Below are 21,234 nucleotides of genomic sequence, written 5' to 3'. Positions count from 1 at the left end.
TGGCTGATGGTTTTTTTATAAAATGAAATGACTAATATTAGTTCATTGTAGCTTTTAAAGCTTTTGCCTCTGCAGTCATTTCTAATGCCTTGTAAACTCCTAATAATGTTTTAGCAACATCTTCGTTTTTAGGATCTAATTCATTTGCTTTTTTAAGGTAAGGAATTACACCTTTAAAAACCCCTTCTCTCTGCGCTTTTAAAATATCATAACGTTTCATATCTTTTGCAGAAGTACCCAATTTATTCATTTCATCAATAATTGGCTTTTCAGCTTCTAACTTTAATGCCGCAAGGTTCAGGTATGCATTAGTATAGTTTGGATTGATTTCAATAGCTTTTAAGTAGTATTTCTCAGCATCTGCATCGTTTTTTGCATTTGCACTTAACACTCCTAAGTTGAATACTAAATCAGCATTGTTTGGATCTTTTTGTAACGCTTCTCCAACTAGTTTTTTGTACTGCTCATAATCTTTTGTTTCAAGATATAAGTTAGCTTCTGTAAGAATCAAAGAACTGTCATCCGGATTTGTTTTTCTGGCATCAGCAATTGCTTTCTTAGCTTCTTCAATTTTTCCTTTTTGAACTAAAATCAACGCTAAATTTTTGTAGATTTCACCTCTTTTTGAAGGAATAGCTTCTGTTTTAGGTTTTTCGTGAGTTCCTAATTTTATAGCTAAATCTCTTTCTTTAGCGTTAGCAAAGTTATCTTCATTGTTATTTGCTTTGTTTGTAGCTAAATATAAAGTCCCTTTACCAGAATAGTTTAATTTTTTTAACTCTTCATACATCGGAAGTGCAGTATCGAAATCCTGAGCGTTTACAGCTGTAGATGCTGCATAGTACAGGTTGATAGTGTCATTTTTATCTAACAAGTAAGCATCATATAATTTTTTAGCTCCGTCAGCATGTTTATTTGCCTGAGTATCTGCAATTGCAGAATTAATCAACAAACCTTTAATATTTGTAATTGAAGTCGCTGCTTGTGTAGAATATTTTTGTTTTCCAGATGCTTTCTCAACTTCGATTAATTTTTTATAGCTGTCAGCAGCTGCGCTTAAATTTTTACTTTCTTCAACTTTTTTGTTAGCAAGATCTAAATAAGCATTTCCTTGTACAAAATAGTACTGTGCCTGCTCCGTATCTTTTGCATTCACAATTAAGTTCTCTGCATCTTTTAGCTGAGCAAGTGCCCCTTGCGCATCACCGCTTTTTAATGCTTTTTCAGCATTTTTAATCTGATCTTTTTGAGCAAATGTAGCTACAGAAATCAGTAAAGCTGACGCTAGTATAACATATTTACTTTTCATAATGTTCAATTTGTATATTTAATTTAATTTTCTTGTGGTTTTACTTTTATTCTTCAGATTCTTCTTCTTCAGAATCATCTTCGTCTTCCACTACATCATCAGAGTCATCGTCATCGTCATCAGCAGTTCCGTCATCTTCAAGAACTTCTAAATCCGGTTTAACTCTTTCAATAGCAGATTCTACAACGTTACCATCTTCATCTACAACAACTTCTTCTGCATCATCTTTCATAACTTTTGTAACAGCAGCGATAGAATCTTTTCCTTTTAGGTTAATCAATCTAACACCTTGAGTAGCACGTCCCATAACACGTAAATCCTCAATCGCCATTCTAATTGTTAATCCAGATTTATTGATAATCATTAAATCATCAGAATCCGTAACGGCGTTAATTGAAATTAATTTTCCTGTTTTCTCCGTGATATTAAGAGTTTTAACCCCTTTACCTCCACGGTTTGTAATTCTGTAAACATCTTCTCCATCATCATCAACTAATTTAGTACGTTTTCCGTATCCGTTTTCAGTTACAACTAATATTTGAGAATCAGCAACATCATTTTTAGCAACAGTAACCATACCAATTACTTCATCAGTATCATCTTTTAAAGAAATTCCACGAACTCCAGAAGCTGTTCTTCCCATAGGGCGTGTTTTGGTTTCTTCAAAACGAACTAATTTACCAGATTTAACTGCCAGGATAATTTGGCTTTCTCCATCGGTTAATTTAGCTTCAAGTAATTCATCCCCTTCTTTAATTGTAATAGCGGCAACTCCATTTACACGAGGTTTAGAATATTTCTCTAAAGAAGTTTTCTTAACCTGTCCTTGTTTCGTAACCATTACAAGGTTATGCGTATTGATATAGTCTTTATCTTTTAAATCTTGTGTACAAATGAAAGCCTTTACTTTATCGTCGCTTTCAATGTTTACTAAGTTTTGAATTGCCCTGCCTTTTGCAGTTTTACTTCCTTCCGGAATTTCGTAAACACGCATCCAGAAACATTTTCCTTTTTGCGTAAAGAACATCATATATTGGTGGTTTGTTGCAACGAACATGTGTTCAAGGAAATCCTGATCTCTTGTTCCGGCGCTTTTTTGACCAACTCCGCCTCTATTTTGTGTTTTATATTCTGTAAGGTTTGTACGTTTAATATAACCTGCGTGCGAAATTGTAATTACCACATTTTCATCAGCAATTAAATCTTCGATACTTACATCTCCTCCAGAATATTCAATTTGAGAACGGCGGGCATCGCCATATTTATCGCGAATTTCAATAAGCTCTTCTTTAATCAAATTAGTTCTTAAATTAACATCTGCTAATAAAGCTTTTAAATGCTCGATTAATTTCATTAATTCTTCAAACTCAGCTCTTAGTTTATCCTGCTCCAGTCCTGTTAACTGACGTAAACGCATTTCTACAATTGCACGAGCCTGAATGTCAGATAATTTAAATCTTTCGATTAATTTCTCTCTCGCTTCATCTGTGTTTTTAGAACCTCTAATTAACGCAATTACTTCATCAATATTATCAGAAGCAATGATTAATCCTTCTAAAATATGTGCTCTTTCTTCTGCTTTACGCAATTCAAACTGTGTTCTTCTAACCACTACATCATGACGGTGCTCAATAAAGTAGTGAATCATATCTTTTAGATTCAACAATTGAGGGCGTCCTTTTACTAATGCAATGTTGTTTACACTGAAAGAAGATTGTAATTGTGTATACTTATATAAGGTATTTAAAACTACGTTTGGAGTAGCGTCGCGTTTTAAGATATAAACGATACGCATACCGTTTCTATCAGACTCGTCACGAATATTTGCAATACCATCGATTTTTTTATCATTTACCAAATCAGCCGTACGTTTGATCATTTCGGCTTTGTTAACCTGATAAGGAATTTCGGTAACGATAATACATTCTCTTCCGTCAACTTCTTCGAAGCCAACTTTCGCACGCATTACAATACGTCCTCTACCTGTTTTAAAAGCTTCACGAACGCCTTCGTAACCATATATTACACCACCGGTTGGAAAATCCGGAGCTTTAATATGTGTTATTAATTCGTCTACTTCAATATCATTATTATCAAGGTAAGCTAGTGTACCATTAATAACTTCCGTTAAATTGTGCGGCGGCATATTGGTTGCCATACCTACTGCAATACCAGTTGCTCCGTTTACCAATAAAGTAGGAACTCTTGTTGGCATTACTTTTGGCTCATATAAAGTATCGTCAAAGTTTAGTTGAAAATCAACTGTTTCTTTTTCGATATCTGCCATAATATCTTCTGAGATTTTGCGCATTCTGGCCTCAGTATAACGCATCGCTGCCGGACTGTCTCCATCGACAGAACCAAAATTACCCTGACCATCAACTAATAAATATCGCATACTCCACTCCTGAGCCATACGAACCATTGCATCATAAACTGAGGTATCTCCGTGAGGGTGATACTTACCCAGAACCTCCCCTACAATTCTTGCAGATTTTTTGTGGGCAGATCTTGAAGTTACACCTAAATCATACATTCCGTAAAGAACTCTTCGATGCACTGGTTTCAAGCCATCTCTAACATCAGGAAGCGCTCTCGATACAATTACTGACATCGAATAATCAATGTAAGCAGATTTCATTTCATCTTCAATGTTAATAGGAATTAACTTTTCTCCTTCAGACATAAGTTGTTATGTTTAAATAATTATTTAGTTTCAAAGCGTGCCAAGATACGTTTTTTTAAAATTTTTTCAGCTATTTCCTTACACTTATTTAAATGATTTATTAACAACTTTATTTTAGCTTTTAGTTAATAAATTAAGCGTTTTTTAACGCTTTTATTGTTATTTTTTTTGTCAATTAGCTGACAGTAGTTCTCGATGGGTATGGTTTTTGTTTTTCAAACTGTAATTCATTAAATTTACAATACCAATTATATATTATGGATGATAATTTTTCACCAAGAGTAAAAGATGTTATTACATACAGTAAGGAAGAAGCCCTTCGTTTAGGACACGACTTTATTGGTACTGAACATCTAATGCTGGGCATTTTAAGAGATGGTAACGGAAAAGCTATTCATATACTTAATAACCTGGCAGTCGATTTAGACCATTTACGCAGGAAAGTAGAAATACTGAGTCCAGCCAACCATAGCGTTGAGGTAAATGCCGAAAAGAAAAACCTTCATCTTACCCGACAAGCCGAAAGGGCACTGAAGACCACTTTTCTTGAAGCTAAAGTATTTCAAAGTTCATCGATTAGCACAGCTCATTTGCTTCTATGCATCTTACGAAACGAAAACGATCCAACAACCAAGCTGTTGAATAAGCTAAAAATAGATTATGACATAGCCAAAGAACAATATTTAAACATGACGCCAAACGAAGAAGAATTCTTAGAAAACTTGCCAAGAAACGAATCGTACAATGACGATTCAGGACAAGATGACAGTCTAAAGGAAAGCAGTTTTAATAATCCAGCCAATAAGTCAAACAAAAAATCTAAAACTCCAGTTTTAGATAATTTTGGGAGAGATTTAACAGAAATGGCTGAAGAAGGAAAACTAGATCCTGTTGTAGGACGCGAAAAAGAAATTGAACGTGTTTCACAAATTTTAAGCCGAAGAAAAAAGAACAATCCGCTTCTTATTGGAGAACCCGGAGTTGGTAAATCTGCTATTGCAGAAGGACTTGCCCTGCGTATTATCCAGAAGAAAGTATCACGTATTCTTTTTCACAAACGTGTTGTTACTCTTGATTTGGCAAGTTTAGTTGCCGGAACAAAATACAGAGGACAATTTGAAGAACGAATGAAGGCCGTCATGAACGAGCTTGAGAAAAACGATGACATTATTCTTTTTATAGATGAAATCCATACTATTGTAGGAGCTGGAGGAGCAACAGGTTCGCTTGATGCCTCAAACATGTTTAAACCTGCATTAGCAAGAGGAGAAATACAATGTATTGGTGCTACAACTCTTGACGAGTACAGACAATATATTGAAAAAGATGGTGCTCTTGAAAGACGTTTTCAAAAAGTAATTGTAGAACCAACTTCTGTTGAAGAAACAATTGCCATTTTGAACAACGTAAAAGACAAATACGAAGACCACCACAATGTTACTTATACGCAAGAAGCAATTGAAGCTTGTGTTAAATTAACAAACAGATATATGTCTGAGCGTTTCTTACCAGACAAAGCTATCGACGCGATGGACGAAGCCGGATCTCGTGTTCACATTACTAATATTGATGTTCCAAAACAAATTTTGGATTTAGAGCGTCAGTTAGAAGAAGTTCGCGAAATGAAAAACATGGTAGTTAAGAAACAAAAATATGAAGAAGCTGCCAAACTTCGCGATGATGAAAAACGCATCGAAAAAGATCTTGCTTTAGCACAAGAACAATGGGAAGAAGATTCTAAAAACAACAGAATTGAAGTTACAGAAGATAATGTAGCCGATGTTGTTTCCATGATGACAGGAATTCCTGTAAACCGAATTGCACAAACAGAAAGCAACAAATTAGCACAATTACCTGAATTAATCCAAAATAAAGTAATTGGGCAAAATGAAGCTGTTCTTAAAATTGCACGTTCTATTCAACGTAACAGAGCCGGACTTAAAGATCCTAATAAACCAATTGGTTCATTCATTTTCTTAGGTCAAACCGGGGTTGGTAAAACACAATTGGCTAAAGTACTGGCAAAAGAATTATTCGATTCTGAAGATGCGTTAATTCGTATCGATATGAGCGAATACATGGAAAAATTTGCTATTTCTCGTTTAGTTGGAGCGCCTCCGGGATATGTAGGTTATGAAGAAGGCGGTCAGTTAACTGAAAAAGTTCGCAGAAAACCATATTGCGTTGTACTTTTAGACGAGATCGAAAAAGCACACCCGGATGTGTTTAATATGATGCTGCAAGTTTTAGATGACGGATATTTAAACGATAGTTTAGGTCGTAAAATCGACTTTAAAAACACTATTATTATCATGACATCCAACGTTGGTGCACGTCAGTTAAAAGATTTCGGACAAGGTGTAGGATTTGGAACTGCTGCAAAAGTAGCTCAGGCCGATGAAAACTCAAAAAGCATTATCGAAAATGCTTTGAAGAAAACCTTTGCTCCTGAATTCTTAAACAGAATTGACGACGTAATCGTATTCAACAGTTTAGAAAAAGCAGATATTGATGTGATCATCGAAATTGAATTGAAAAAACTATATTCTCGTATTGCTGAATTAGGTTACAAATTAAGCTTAACAGACAAAGCAAAAGCATTTATTGCAGAAAAAGGTTTTGATAAGCAATTTGGAGCAAGACCGCTTAAAAGAGCAATTCAAAAATATGTTGAAGATTTGTTAGCCGAAGAAATCATCACTTCAAAAATACATTCAGGTGATGAAATCTTAATGGATTTAAAAGATGACTCTCAAGAACTTTCAGTAGAAATACACAAAGCCGAAGAGCCGACAAATCAATAAATTAGTTAAAAATCATAACAAAAATAATTTACCCGTTACGTTTTCATAACCTAACGGGTATTTTTTTTGAATAATTTACTATCTTTAGTAAAAGCAAATAGCTACTTTTGAATTTAAATTCTATAATAAAAAACAACGTATGCTTCAACACAAAGTCATTTTAGGCAGCGAAGAATGGTGCTCATTTCCAGAATTAGGAATCCCGACAATTAAGGCCCGCGTCGATTCTGGTGCCAAAACTTCGGCAATGCACGCTATAAACATAGCTCCCTTTATAAAAAATGATGCCAATTGGGTGAAATTTGACATTAATCCAATTCAAAATAATATCAAAACCATCATTCACTGCGAAGCCCCGCTTGTTGATAAAAGAATTGTAAAAAGTTCAAGCGGTTTTAGAGAACACCGTTATGTAATTCAGACCAGCATTAGAATTGGCGACTCAAAATGGCCAATCGAAATGACCCTGACCAATCGCGACTCAATGGGTTTTAGAATGCTTTTAGGGCGCGAAGCCATGAGCGGACGTGTGCTGGTAGATCCGGAAGAAAAATATCTGTTAGGGCAGCCAACGCCTGAATCTCTAAAAGAATTATATCAAAACTCAGAAAAAGCCAGTTCCGGTTTAAGAATTGGACTTTTAGCCAGTAATCCTGAATTGTACAGCAATAAAAGAATCATGGAAGCAGGTGAAATGCGCGGTCATGAAATGCATTTTTTAAACATCAAAGAATGCTATATGAAACTGGATGCCAAAACACCTGAGATACATTATCGCGGCGGAAAAATACTGAATCAATTTGATGCTATTATTCCTCGTATCCGTCCAAGCATTACTTTTTACGGCTGCGCCTTAACACGTCAATTTGAAGCTTTGAAAGTTTTTTGTTTAAATTCTGCTTCAGCAATAACCCAATCGCGTGATAAATTATATTCTCTGCAATTATTACTGCATAGCGGAATTGGCATCCCTACAACTGGTTTTGCTAATTCTCCTTTAGATACAGACGATTTAATAAAAATGGTTGGAGGTTCTCCCCTAATTGTCAAATTATTAGAAGGGACACAAGGAAAAGGGGTTGTTTTGGCCGAAACCAAAAAAGCCGCAGAAAGTGTTATCAATGCTTTTAAAAGCTTAAATGCTAATATCTTAGTTCAGGAATTTATTAAAGAAGCAAACGGAAAAGACATTCGCTGTTTTGTAATTGACGGTAAAGTCGTTGCAGCAATCCAGCGTGAAGCCATGCCGGGCGAGTTTAGAGCTAATATTCATCTTGGAGGAACTGCATCTGTCATCAAAGTAACTGCCGAAGAAAAGAAGATCGCTATTAAGGCTGCAAAAGCTATGGATTTAAAAGTTGCCGGAGTTGATATTATTCGTTCTTCAAAAGGACCTTTATTGCTTGAAGTAAACTCTTCTCCAGGTCTTGAAGGAATTGAAGGCGCAACAAACAAAGATGTTGCCGGGGAAATGATCAAAGCAATTGAAAAGAATTTCAAACTTAGTTAAGTTCATTTAAACTTAATACCGAATAAATAATTTAGCAGCTTTGTCAAAGTTTTTAACTCTGGCAAAGCTTTTTTTTAACCTAAACAATTTAAAATGATGGTTTTTCCTTATTTAGACATTATTTTACGAAGCGTTGCTGTATATTTTTTTATGACAATTGCCTTGCGCATTTTCGGAAAAAAAGAACTTTCACAATTAAATACTGCAGACATTATTCTGATTTTACTAATTAGTAACTCCGTTCAAAATGCAATGGTAGGATCAGACACCAGTCTTACCGGGGGTTTAGTTGCCGCATTAGTTTTATTTGTAATCAATTTTATTATTAAAAAATTAACTCGCAGATATAAGGTTTTTGGCGATCTGTTATTAGACAAACCCGAAGTATTAATTCACGATGGAAAACTAGATTTTAAGGCTTTAAGTAAGTTAGATATTTCTGATGAAGAATTAAAAGAAGCCATGAGAGAGCACGGAATCGAATTTTTTAAAAATGTAAAATTGGCAATGTTAGAGATTGACGGCACAATCAGCATAATTTCTAAGGATCAGGAAAAACTAAAACAAACACATTATAAGCGTAAGCATAATCGCAAAAACCTTCAGAAGTTTTAGAAAAAAATTATTTCTTAAAAGGAATTTTTGATTTACCATAAAATGACAAAAGCAATTCTTCATTGGCAAACCTGCCATCTAAATCATATTTCATAGGCGTTTTTACCAATAGTGTACTAAAGTTTCCTTCTACATCAATATAAACCTTTTTCATATAATATCTTTCAGAGGAAGCTAAACAATCTTGTATTGCAAATAACATTTTTTTTCGTGAAGCCTTTTGAATTCCAATCATATCAGTAACCTTGGCGATTACTAAAATAGTATCGTTTCTTTCTACCGTATAATATTTTAGTTTATTGGTATCAATCCCTTTTAAAGATTTACCAACAGATTCTTTTATAAAGCATGAAATTATATCTGATTCCTCATTTGGATTGCTGGTCACTTTTTTTCGGTCTATTTTTAAACTAATCATCCTTACATCATCGTCACCTTTACAGGAGAAAAGTAAAAAAAATGCAAATAGAAAAAATAGCGGTGAAAGTTTATTTTTTTTGAAGATATATATCAATTGTAATTAGCAGTTTTCAAACTCATTTCAATCTATTTCTATACTTTAGACAATGAATTTACAGGTTAGATAATCCTGCAAAGATCAATTTATAAAATAGTAAAGGATGACTGCTATAAATTTAAAAAACATCATTTACAGACATTTTTTCATTTATAAGTTAACAGCAATAAAAAAGCCGGCTTCAATTGAAACCGGCTTTTAATATTATATTGACAAAATGCGATTTACATTTCACATTAATCATTTTACGAAATAAACAAACTTAGTACAAAATACACTAAACCTGCTAATATTGCTGAAATTGGAATAGTTAGAATCCAAGCCCAAACCAAGCTTACCGTAACTCCCCAGCGAACTGCAGAAACACGTTTTGTTAATCCAACACCAATAATAGATCCTGTAATAGTATGCGTTGTACTTACCGGAATTTTTAAATGCTCTGTAAAATAAAGCGTTAAAGCTCCAGCAGTTTCAGCAGCAACACCTTCAAACGAACTTACTTTGGTGATTTTAGATCCCATTGTTTTTACAATTTTCCATCCACCGCTTAAAGTTCCCGCTGCAATTGCAGAATAACAAGCTAACGGAATCCATCCCGGCATTACCCCTTTTATTCCCAAATCATCATTTGGCAACACAACATCTAACCAAGAATCCATGTGAACTCCAGGATTTGTATTAATATAAACCGCTACAGCAGCAGCAATAATACCCATTACTTTTTGAGAATCATTTCCTCCGTGACCTAAACTAAAAGCCGCAGAAGATAATAATTGCATTTTTTTCAAAGCAGCATCGGCCTGATGAAGATTTAAACTGCTAAATATCAAACAAAATGCACTTACAGTTAAGATAATAAAGGCTACTAAAAACCATTTAATATTATGAGCATCAAAAGCTACACTCCAAAAATGAGAATCAAAACGCGGTTTTCCATGCTCTATAATTTCTTCGTAAGGAACCATTTGAGTATATACAAACCAAACTGTAGCTATCATTAAGGCAGCAGTAAATATTTTAGGCCAAATACTTTTACGAGAAGCATTTAATAACCAAATTGAAATTAAATAAGATGCTAAAGCCCCTAATAAAGGTGCTAAAACTATAAAAGCAATAATGATAAGAACTCCAGAAGGCATTGCACCATCTTTTCCAGCCTTATACCAGCTTACAATTTGATACCAATAATGTGTTGCCCCATCTTCTCCAACATAACCAGAAAAACCATGAACTGCAATAGCATGCGCAACAGCCGCACCGGCAAAACCTCCAATTAAAGTATGAGAAGAACTTGAAGGAATCCCTAACCACCAAGTCAATAAATTCCAGCAGATAGCCGCAATTACTCCTGCAAGAATTACTACAAGGTTAATTTCCATTGTGTGCGCTGTTTTAGCAACAGTATCTGCAACACCAAATCCGAAAACCCAATAAGCTAAAAAGTTAAAAAATGCTGCCCAAAGAACGGCCTGAAAAGGCGTTAAAACCTTTGTTGCAACAACAGTCGCTATAGCATTTGCCGCATCATGAAAACCATTGATGTAATCAAAAATTAAAGCTAATACTATAATTAATAAAAGTAGCGTCATAAAATTATAACTTCAGAATGAAAAATTGAATTAAGAATGTTTTACAGAAATAGATTCTAGTATGTTCGCAACACTCTTACATTTGTCTGTTGCTGATTCTAAAACAGATAACACTTCTTTATATTTAATAATATTTTTAGCGTCTGTTTCGTTTTCAAAAATTTCAAAAACTGCTTTGTTATATACATTATCAGATTTATTTTCCAGTTTGTTAATTCTGGCGCAAGCATCTTTAATGATTTTAAAATTCTTTAAGTTTCTTAACTCTTTCACAGCACTGTCAATGTTTTGACAAGCTTCAAGGTTAATTTCTGTCATCTTTCTGATAGATTTTGTAATCTTATCAACCTGATACAATCTCATACGGCTTGCTGCACCGTGAAGGTAATCAGCAACGTTATCAATAGAAGTAATTAATGTATGGATATCCTCTCTGTCAAATGGAGTGATAAAGTTTCTGCTCAATTCCAAATTGGTCTGACGGGTAATGTCCTCCCCTTTTTGTTCTAATTCGTCAATCTTTTGAAAAAGAATTTCTCTTTCTTTTAATGGAAGGTTAACCGCTTCGTGTAAATTAGAAGCTAGTTCAATTAAATTGCTTGAAGCTTCTTCAAAAAGTGGAAAGAATTTCTTGTCTTTCGGCACTAAAAATTGGAAAATACTGTTTATTGACATTTTTATATTTTTGATACGGCAAAATTACTTCAATAATATTTTACAATGTTAAGCCATTGTTAACAAATCGTTTTCTATTTGGAAACTACCCAGGAATGAAACGGTATTTTCAATATCATAATGCAAGATTCTGTCTTCCTTAACCAACGGAACAACTTCTCTATAACTATTTAAAAACATTTCGATAAAATCACTTGATTTTAGCGGCTCTCTGTAAGCAATTGCCTGAGATGCATTTAATAATTCAATTGCCAAAATACGCTCTAAATTATCTAAAACCCGTAAGGCTTTTGTCGCCCCGTTTGCTCCCATACTCACATGGTCTTCCTGACCGTTGCTCGAAACAATACTGTCAATACTCGACGGCACTGCCAATTGTTTGTTTTGACTTGCAATACTCGCCGCAGTATACTGCGGTATCATAAAACCAGAATTCAATCCCGGATTATCAACTAAAAATGCCGGAAGATTACGCAATCCAGAAATTAACTGATAGGTTCTTCTTTCAGAGATACTTCCTAATTCTGCCAAAGCAATTGCCATAAAATCTAAAGCCAAAGCTAAAGGCTGTCCGTGGAAATTTCCTCCTGAAATAATCTGATCGGCTTCAATAAATATATTTGGATTATCGGTAACTGAATTAATTTCCGTCTTAAATACTTTTCTAACGTAATCAATCGCATCTTTTGAAGCACCATGAACCTGAGGCATACAACGGAAAGAGTACGGATCCTGTACATGTTTCTTTTCCTGAGCGATAATTTCACTCCCATCTAAAAATTCTGTGATGCGTTGTGCCGTTACAATCTGTCCTTTGTGCGGGCGTATATAATGTATCAATTCGTTGAATGGCTCAATTCTGCCATCAAAACCTTCTAAGGAAATAGTTCCAATTAAATCTGCCAAATACGAATATTTATATGCTTTAATTAAAATGTGAGCTCCATAAGCGCTCATAAACTGCGTTCCGTTTAACAAAGCCAAACCTTCTTTTGACTGTAAAACAATTGGTTCCCATTTAAAATGTTTTAAAACTTCGGCAGAAACCATTTTTTTTCCTTCAAAATAAACTTCTCCTTCTCCTAATAAAGGTAAAGATAAATGTGCCAAAGGCGCTAAATCTCCAGAAGCCCCAAGTGACCCCTGATTATAAATTACAGGTAAAATATCATTATTGTAAAAATCAACCAAACGGCTTAAAGTCTGCAGTTGTATTCCAGAGTGTCCGTAGCTTAAAGATTGGATTTTAAGCAAAAGCATCATTTTTACAATTTCTAACGGAACTTCTTCTCCCGTTCCGCAGGCGTGGGATTTTACTAAATTTTCCTGAAGTTTAGATAAGTTTTCATTTGAGATTTTTACACTGTAAAGTGATCCAAAACCTGTATTGATTCCATAAATTGGTGCTGTATGCGATGCCATTTTTTTATCTAAATAATCACGGCATTTTTGAACATTTACTTTAGCTTCTTCAGATAATTCAAGCATTTTATCATTTGCTAAAATCTCGTGCAGGGTTTCTAATGTTATGGTTTCAGTGCTTATATAATGGATTTCTCTCATGACAATTTTTAATTTAAGATGTCAAAATTCAACAAATCAATATTAAAAAGCAACATTTTATCACAATAATTAAAATTTCAATATAACCTGTTTCTCACTTTTATTTATTTCACAATATTAATCATACAAAATTGATGTGATAATTAAAAATGTTTTTAACTTAAAGCCTTAGAATTTTGTATCAAATCTTAATAGAGAATTTAAAAAAGTGTATGTTTCTGAAATATTTTAATCAAAAATCAATTCCTTCTCTTGGTTTATTTCTTAAAATCAGAACTTGAAATATATCAAAACTTCAACTTAACATATTTAATTTTAACAAAAGCTCAATATTGAATTCTAAGGATTTAAATTATTAAAATATTCGTAAAAAAGCCTTCAAAGTTTTTAACTCGTATAAAAATCTGTACTTTTGGAAAATCAAAAATGAAACATAACAGCGCAAAATATCAATCTACAATGACAACTCAAACAGGAGTTGCAATTGCTGCTGCAACAATTTCTACTACAACAACTACTACCCCTTAGGGGTATACATTTTTACATATAATCCAGATTATCTATACTTTTTTCGCAAAAGAAGAAAGGTAATGGATACATAAAAACTATTGCATTCAAAGAAATAAAAATATCAAAAATGAAAGTATTAAAATTTGGCGGAACTTCGGTTGCCAATGCTCAAAATATAAAACTCGTTCTCGAAATTGTTAATCAAAAAGCTAAAAATGACAAATTAGTAGTTGTAGTTTCTGCACTTAGTAAAGTAACTGATTTACTACAATTAGCAGCGGCAAAAGCAGCAGCAAACGACGAAGGCTTTAGAGATATTGTTGCTGAAATCGAGAAAAAACACCTTGACACACTTAAAGAACTCATTCCCGTAAGTGAGCAAAGCAGTTTGTTAAGTCATGTAAAAAGAATTATCAATCATCTTGAAACTTTATTAGACGGTTGTTTCCTTTTAGGCGAATTATCACCAAGAACTGCCGATACTATTTTAAGTTTTGGAGAATTGCTTTCGTCTTATATCATCGCGCAGGCGTTTCAGCAAACTGAAAAAAATGCGGTTTATAAAGACAGCCGCGAGTTAATTAAAACAAATGCTGATTTTGGAAAAGCAGCTGTTAATTTCGAAATTTCAAACCGATTGATTCAGGAATATTTTGCCTCGAATCAATCAAAAATCAATATTCTTCCAGGTTTTATTGCGCAGACTTTAGACGGGATTACTTCGACTTTAGGACGCGGCGGATCTGATTATACTGCGGCAATTATTGCAGGAGCAATCGATGCGGAACAACTGGAAATCTGGACAGATGTAAATGGAATGTTTACAGCAAACCCAAAAATCGTAAAACAAGCACGTCCAATTGCGAACATTTCATATCAGGAAGCGATGGAATTGTCGCATTTTGGTGCCAAAGTTTTGTATCCGCCAACAATTCAGCCGGTTTTAAGAAAAAACATTCCTATCCTGATCAAAAATACTTTTGAACCGGAGGCTGAGGGGACTTTAATTTCTGATACTGTTGTATCAAAAGATACCGTTGTAAAAGGAATCAGCCATATCGATCATATTTCGCTGCTGACACTTGAAGGCCCTGGAATGATTGGTGTTGCAGGTTCTTCAAGACGTTTGTTTGAAGTATTGTCTCAGGAAAAAATCAATGTAATTTTTATTACTCAGGCTTCTTCTGAACATTCAATTTGTATCGGAATTTTAAATTCTGATGCTGATAATGCCGAAGCTGCGATTAACAAAGCTTTTGAAATCGAAATTGCACAAAACAAAATCGATCCTTGTTACGTAGAAAAAGACCTTTGCATTATTGCTTTGGTGGGTGAAAACATGAAAAATCATCAGGGTTTAAGCGGAAGAATGTTCAGCACTTTAGGAAAAAACAACGTAAACATTCGTGCAATCGCGCAAGGTGCTTCAGAAAGAAATATCTCGACTGTAATTAACGAAAGAGACGTTAAAAAAGCATTGAATACTTTACACGAAAATTTCTTTGAAGAAAACACAAAACAGCTCAATTTATTTGTAATGGGAGTTGGAAATGTGGGCGAAAAATTCATCGAGCAAATCCACAGCCAGAAGAAATTCTTAAAAGATAATTTAAAAATTAATGTCCGCGTAATTGCTTTATCAAATTCAAGAAAAATGCTTTTTGATGAAGACGGAATTTCATTAAAAGAATGGCAGGCCGATTTAGATAAAGGAGAAACTGCCAGCAAAGAAGAATTTATCGCAAGAGCAAAAGAACTAAATTTACGTAACAGTATTTTTGTTGATATTACAGCAAATGCAAGCGTTTCTGAAACATACGAGCAATTCTTAAAACAAAGTATTGCCGTTGTAACTTGCAACAAAATTGCTTGTTCATCTGCTTACGACAACTATAAAAAATTAAAAAGCTTATCTCGCCAATACAATGCTCCTTTCTTGTTTGAAACGAATGTTGGTGCGGGATTGCCAATTATTGATACTGTAAAAAACCTTATTGCATCTGGTGATAAAGTGCATAAAATTCAGGCGGTTTTATCTGGAAGCTTGAACTTTATCTTCAACAATTTTGACGAAAACAATTCTTTCCACGATGTGGTAAAAGAAGCTGGAGTTCAAGGTTTCACAGAACCAGATCCAAAAATCGACTTAAGCGGAATTGACGTTGCTCGTAAAATCCTAATCTTAATTCGCGAAAGCGGTTACGAAATGGATATTGATGCCATTGCAAATGAATCTTTCTTGCCAGCAGAATGTTTAGCAACAACAAACAATGAAGATTTCTTTGCATCGTTAATCAAACACGCTTCTCATTTTGAAGGTATTTATAAAGAAGCTTTAGCCAAAGATTCAAGATTGAAATACGTAGCGCAATTCGAAAACGGAAAAGCAAGCGTTGGTCTGCAATTCATTCCAAAAGATCATCCTTTCTACAACCTGGAAGGAAAAGACAATATTGTGCTTTTCTACACAGATCGTTATGTAGATCAGCCTTTATTAATCAAAGGAGCCGGAGCCGGAGCCGCAGTAACAGCATCAGGAATTTTTGCTGACGTTATTCGTATTGGGAATGTTTAGCCGCTAAGGCACTAAGACGCTAAGTTTTTAAGTTTTTCTTTGAGACTTAGCGCAAAAAATAAAAAAATATTTGTGGCTTAGCGCCTTCATGGCGAAAAGACCAAAGCATTAAAAAAATAAAACTTTGTGACTTTGTGCCTTCGTGGCAAAACCAACCAGAAATGAAAGAAATAAAACTATTTTGCCCGGCAACTATTGCAAACCTCTCATGCGGATTTGACGTACTTGGACTTTGCTTAGACAATGCAGGCGATGAAATGATTGTTCGAAAAGTCGATCAAAAAGGAGTTCGAATCACTAAAATTGTGGGTGCCGATTTGCCTTTGGAAACCGAGAAAAACGTTTCTGGAGTTGCAGCTTTGGCAATGCTTGAAACTTTAGATGAACTGGATTTTGGATTCGAAATCGAAATTTATAAAAATATCAAAGCCGGAAGCGGAATCGGAAGCAGTGCTGCAAGTTCTGCGGGAGCGGTTTTCGGAATTAATGAATTATTAGGAAGACCTTATTCTCGTAAAGATTTGGTTCAGTTTGCGATGCAGGGCGAGAAATTAGCCAGCGGAAACGCTCACGCCGACAACGTTGCTCCTGCCCTTTTAGGCGGATTTACTTTGGTAAGAAGTTATGCGCCGCTTGATATTATCAGAATTGACAGTCCTGAGGAATTGTACGCAACGGTTGTTCACCCGCAAATTGAGTTGAAAACATCTGATGCTCGTTCGGTTTTAAAACAAAACGTTTCTCTAAAAAGCGCCATCATGCAATGGGGAAATGTAGGCGGATTGGTTGCAGGTCTTTACACTAAAGATTACGAATTGATCGGGCGTTCGCTTCATGACGAAATCGTAGAGCCTTTAAGAAGCGTTTTAATTCCGGGATTCGATCAAATCAAACAAACGGCTTATGAAAATGGTGCTTTAGGTTCTGGAATTTCAGGTTCTGGCCCATCAATTTTCGCTTTAAGCAGAGGAAAAAATACCGCCGATCAAATCGCAAAAGCCATGAGCGACGTTTACGAAAAAATGAATTTGCCATATGAAATTCACGTTTCGAAAATTAATCCTGATGGAGTTAGGATTTTGTAGAAAAGTATTAAGTACGAAGAATTAAGTATTAAGACAAAGTTTGTCAGACTGAGCGATCCCGAGGCTTCGGGAGAAGCCCGCGCAAAGTAAAGACACAACGTTTGTCATTTCGAGGAACGAGAAATCGCACTAGTTTGTCGACAAAGATTGGCGAATATCTGTACGGAGTTTCGAGTGTGATTTCTCGTTCCTCGAAATGACAAACTAAACTTGCCATACTGTGCGGGGCTTCGACTTCGCTCTGCCTGACAGAACTAACATATAATTGAAATAAAAAATATTGCCACAAAGCTTTGCGAACATTGCGTTTTCAAAAGAAACTAATTCCTTGCGTTCTTTGCGGTTAAATAAAAAACAACCAATGAAATACTACAGTTTAAACCATAATGCCCCAAAAGTTTCTTTCCAAGAAGCTGTTATACAAGGATTAGCGAGTGATAAAGGATTATATTTTCCAGAAAACATCACGGCTTTAGATCCGTCATTTTTTGATAAAATCGGAAGTTTTAGTAATGAAGAAATTGCGTATGAAGCGATAAAACAATTCGTTGGCGATGAAATCCCGGCTTCAACATTAAAAGAAATCATTGCCGAAACTTTAGTTTTTGATTTTCCGGTTGTGAAAGTCGAAGACGGAATTTATTCATTAGAATTATTCCACGGTCCTACAATGGCATTTAAAGACGTTGGAGCGCGTTTTATGTCACGTTGTTTGGGTTATTTCAATAAAGACAAAAAAGACGCTAAAAACACCGTTTTAGTAGCGACTTCCGGAGATACGGGCGGAGCCGTTGCAAGCGGATTTCTAGGCGTTGACGGCGTTGATGTTGTCATTTTATATCCGTCAGGAAAAGTGAGCGATATTCAGGAAAAACAATTGACTACTTTAGGACAAAACATTAAAGCACTAGAAGTTGACGGTGTTTTTGACGATTGTCAGGATATGGTGAAAAAAGCGTTTTTAGATGAAACTTTAGCGCACAAAAACCTGACTTCTGCAAACTCTATTAATATTGCGCGCTGGTTACCGCAAATGTTCTATTTCTTCTTTGCTTACAAAGCATTGAAAAACCAAAACAAACCATTAGTTTTCTCTTGTCCAAGCGGAAACTTCGGAAATATCTGCGCCGGAATTATGGCAAAAAAATTAGGTTTGCCAATTGAGCATTTTGTAGCGTCTACAAACGTAAACGACACAGTGCCAAGATTCTTAGAAAACGGAAAATATGATCCAAAACCTTCTAAAGCAACAATCTCTAACGCAATGGACGTTGGAAACCCAAGCAACTTTATTAGAATTCAGGAATTGTACAACAATGACTTAAAAGCGTTCGAAAAAGACTTTTCTTCTTATAGTTATACTGATAAAGAAACATTAGTTGCTCTAAAGAAAATCTATAACACAGATGGTTATATCGCAGAACCGCACGGCGCTGTTGGTTATTTAGGTTTGAAAAAAGAATTGGAGAAACATAGCAATGCAATTGGTGTTTTCTTAGAAACGGCGCATCCTATTAAGTTCTTAGATGTTGTTGAACCTGCTTTAGGAATTACACTTCCGATTCCAACTCAAATTGAGAGTGTTATTAATGAGGAGAAAGTTAGTGTGAAGATTAAGACTTATGAGGAGTTGAAGGTGTTTTTAGAGTAATTCAATTTATTATCAATATAAAAAATGGCTGGAATTTGTTTTTCAGCCTTTTTCTTTACTAATCATCATAACATAGGATTCGGTTTCTGTCATTCGCTATAAAATTTCAAAGATTGGCAAGAAAAACAAATATATTTGAAAAACAAGAAAACGCAACAACGCTTTCTTATCTATCCTAATTTAGGTGTATATTTGAGGGTTTGTTTCGGTTATAAACGAGTTATGGGCAATATCTAAAAACCTCCAAATATGTGTATCTATCTAACATCGAAAGAAAAATTAAGCTATAAGAATGCCGAGCATATTATTTCAGCTGGCTTAGGAGGAAAACTTAAGTTGCCTTTAGGATATGTCAGCGATGAATTCAATAATATAATTTCTAAATGTGAACAAGAGTTTTTACGATCATCAATCATTTCACTTCCTAGACAAATTTCTGGACCTGGTAAAAGAGGAAGTCTAAATCCCAAAAAAGAAACAAAGTCTAAAATTTCAGTTTTTAGCGAACCTACGAACGGAGAATCTTTTTCGCTTGGTTATATTCAAATGAGTAAGCCATTTGAAATTCCTCATGTAATATTTAATCAAATAACTGGAGAAGTTATTTTCAATTTTCCAAAAGAAAATTCTGAAGACGAATTAAAAAATTTTTCCGAGAATATATCAAAAGCCAAAAACTTAAAAACTAGATTTATTAAATTTGAAGCGCTTGAAAAGCATAAATTTATTTTGGGAATTAAAAGCGGAATTGAAGAAAATTATTCATGCTTTATAGCAAGTTACGATGGTAAAACCAATCCTTTCACACAAACTTTAGTAAATGAAATTTCCAATACTTTAAATAACTCAATTAATCCTCTATTAATAAGTTCTCAAGTCAGAACTCACCAATCAGCTAAAGTAGATTCGAATTATTACAGATGCTGTGCGAAAATTGCTTTTAATTTTTTAGCCTTTTGTTCAGGGAAAGATTTCGTCCTAAATTCGAAATTCAATACATTAAGAGATTGGATTGTTAATGGTGGTAAAAATGAATTTGTATACATTCTGCATCCAAACAAAACTTCTACACTTAAATTTCCAGAAGATTCACATCAAATTAGGATTTTTGTGGTTGATGGAAATTTAGTTGCAAATATTACATTCTATGACAAATTCAATAATTTGGTAATACTATGCAGGAATTTTAATAAAAAATTTAAGATAAAAGGACTAATTTGTGATTGGAAAAATGAAAAAGAATATGAACTTTATGAGTATATTGCACAATCAATTAAAGATACTGCTCCCCGCTAGCAAGGGTAATAATTTTTTATTGTTATTGCTGCTGTTTTTGCATTCTTGAAAACGACAAATACAGGTTCAACTTCCTTTATTCATCTTAAATTTTTAAAAACTCACAAGGAAAACAAAAATATTTAAAAATAAGAAAACGTAATTAACTTTCGCTAATTCAGACTAATTTGGGTCAATAAATGAAAGTTTCTTTCTTGTATATAGAAGCAATATTAAACAACCAAAATATGAAGAACGGACCAATTTTTTTCATCCTAAACATTATTTTAGAAAATTTAAAATATATTTCATTAGTAGAGTTATTTAAATATCTAGCAGTAAAACTATTTGCAAGAAATCGTAGTAATGACAAAAAGAATACCGCTAAAAGGTTTGCTGTTGATTTATTTATAATATTAAAATGGATTTTGGTAATCTATCTTTTGCAAAACGAAGTGCTGAATACTTTTTATACGATTTTTATATGGTACTTAATATATTCCAACCTATACACTTATTTTTATTATCATGTATGGCATAAAGACTCTATGAGCACTGACGGATTTCTGATTGACAGAGTTAGAAGACGATTCATAACTTTAATGCTTTCAATTGGATTTTCAAATTTATGCTTCGCTTATCTAATTAGATTTCCTTATGTTAGCGATTTCAACTGGTCTAATAGCAGTTCAACAAACGCAAAAGCTTTGTGGTTTAGCTTTGCAAACTCACTAACCGCGAATTACGAATATGTAAAACCACAAACAGAGATTGGAGTTGACATTACAATTCTTCAATTAATCATAAGTTTTATATTTCTAACTTTAATATTAGGTAAATCTCTTCCACAAACTAATTCAACAAGATAAA

General features: G+C 34.2%; 14 protein-coding genes. 8 read left to right on the top strand and 6 right to left on the bottom strand.

The window, feature by feature from the left end; all coding sequences use genetic code 11:
* Window positions 1–37: 37 nt before the first annotated feature.
* Both LUU93_RS17650 and gyrA read right to left on the bottom strand, forming a co-directional pair.
* The gene (locus LUU93_RS17650) at window positions 38–1,309 is read right to left on the bottom strand and encodes a tetratricopeptide repeat protein (RefSeq protein ID WP_232682484.1); all 1,272 of its coding nucleotides are present in this window, start codon (window positions 1,307–1,309) and stop codon (window positions 38–40) included.
* Between the two features lie 46 nt (window positions 1,310–1,355).
* Entirely contained in the window at window positions 1,356–3,995 is a 2,640-nt protein-coding gene (gyrA, locus tag LUU93_RS17645; protein WP_232682483.1) for a DNA gyrase subunit A, read from the bottom strand.
* A gap of 257 nt (window positions 3,996–4,252) precedes the next feature.
* Here gyrA and LUU93_RS17640 point away from each other — a divergent pair, with 257 nt between their 5' ends.
* The 3 genes from LUU93_RS17640 (at window position 4,253) to LUU93_RS17630 (ending at window position 8,924) form a co-directional block, all read left to right on the top strand.
* On the top strand, window positions 4,253–6,799 hold the full coding sequence (locus LUU93_RS17640; protein ID WP_232682482.1) for an ATP-dependent Clp protease ATP-binding subunit: 2,547 nt from the start codon (window positions 4,253–4,255) through the stop codon (window positions 6,797–6,799).
* Between the two features lie 139 nt (window positions 6,800–6,938).
* Window positions 6,939–8,309 carry a 30S ribosomal protein S6--L-glutamate ligase gene (rimK, locus tag LUU93_RS17635; protein ID WP_232682481.1) on the top strand — a complete coding sequence of 457 codons (1,371 nt, stop codon included), beginning with the start codon at window positions 6,939–6,941 and terminating at the stop codon, window positions 8,307–8,309.
* Window positions 8,310–8,405: 96 nt separating this feature from the next.
* The gene (locus LUU93_RS17630; RefSeq protein ID WP_232682512.1) at window positions 8,406–8,924 is read left to right on the top strand and encodes a DUF421 domain-containing protein; all 519 of its coding nucleotides are present in this window, start codon (window positions 8,406–8,408) and stop codon (window positions 8,922–8,924) included.
* A 7-nt stretch (window positions 8,925–8,931) separates the two neighbouring features.
* On the opposite strand, the gene LUU93_RS17625 is transcribed toward LUU93_RS17630, so the two are convergent.
* The 4 genes from LUU93_RS17625 to hutH all read right to left on the bottom strand — a co-directional run bounded on the left by LUU93_RS17625 (window position 8,932) and on the right by hutH (window position 13,268).
* Window positions 8,932–9,312, bottom strand: a complete 381-nt coding sequence (locus LUU93_RS17625; RefSeq protein ID WP_232682480.1) for a hypothetical protein — start codon at window positions 9,310–9,312, stop codon at window positions 8,932–8,934.
* Between the two features lie 374 nt (window positions 9,313–9,686).
* On the bottom strand, window positions 9,687–11,030 hold the full coding sequence (locus tag LUU93_RS17620) for an inorganic phosphate transporter (protein WP_232682479.1): 1,344 nt from the start codon (window positions 11,028–11,030) through the stop codon (window positions 9,687–9,689).
* 30 nt (window positions 11,031–11,060) lie between these two features.
* Entirely contained in the window at window positions 11,061–11,705 is a 645-nt protein-coding gene (locus LUU93_RS17615; RefSeq protein WP_207296872.1) for a DUF47 domain-containing protein, read from the bottom strand.
* Between the two features lie 48 nt (window positions 11,706–11,753).
* On the bottom strand, window positions 11,754–13,268 hold the full coding sequence (gene hutH / locus LUU93_RS17610) for a histidine ammonia-lyase (protein WP_232682478.1): 1,515 nt from the start codon (window positions 13,266–13,268) through the stop codon (window positions 11,754–11,756).
* Window positions 13,269–13,905: 637 nt separating this feature from the next.
* Here hutH and thrA point away from each other — a divergent pair.
* From thrA to LUU93_RS17585, 5 genes are all read left to right on the top strand, one after another.
* Window positions 13,906–16,353, top strand: a complete 2,448-nt coding sequence (gene thrA / locus LUU93_RS17605; protein ID WP_232682477.1) for a bifunctional aspartate kinase/homoserine dehydrogenase I — start codon at window positions 13,906–13,908, stop codon at window positions 16,351–16,353.
* Between the two features lie 161 nt (window positions 16,354–16,514).
* Window positions 16,515–17,438 carry a homoserine kinase gene (locus tag LUU93_RS17600; RefSeq protein WP_232682476.1) on the top strand — a complete coding sequence of 308 codons (924 nt, stop codon included), beginning with the start codon at window positions 16,515–16,517 and terminating at the stop codon, window positions 17,436–17,438.
* Between the two features lie 361 nt (window positions 17,439–17,799).
* On the top strand, window positions 17,800–19,089 hold the full coding sequence (gene thrC, locus LUU93_RS17595; protein WP_232682475.1) for a threonine synthase: 1,290 nt from the start codon (window positions 17,800–17,802) through the stop codon (window positions 19,087–19,089).
* A gap of 249 nt (window positions 19,090–19,338) precedes the next feature.
* Window positions 19,339–20,385, top strand: a complete 1,047-nt coding sequence (locus tag LUU93_RS17590; protein ID WP_232682474.1) for a hypothetical protein — start codon at window positions 19,339–19,341, stop codon at window positions 20,383–20,385.
* Between the two features lie 227 nt (window positions 20,386–20,612).
* On the top strand, window positions 20,613–21,233 hold the full coding sequence (locus LUU93_RS17585; protein WP_232682473.1) for a hypothetical protein: 621 nt from the start codon (window positions 20,613–20,615) through the stop codon (window positions 21,231–21,233).
* Window position 21,234: the final 1 nt, after the last annotated feature.

The sequence above is a fragment of the Flavobacterium soyae genome (assembly GCF_021245985.1).
In the GTDB taxonomy this organism is placed as follows: Bacteria; Bacteroidota; Bacteroidia; order Flavobacteriales; family Flavobacteriaceae; genus Flavobacterium; species Flavobacterium soyae.
This window is presented reverse-complemented; position numbering and strand designations above follow the sequence as displayed.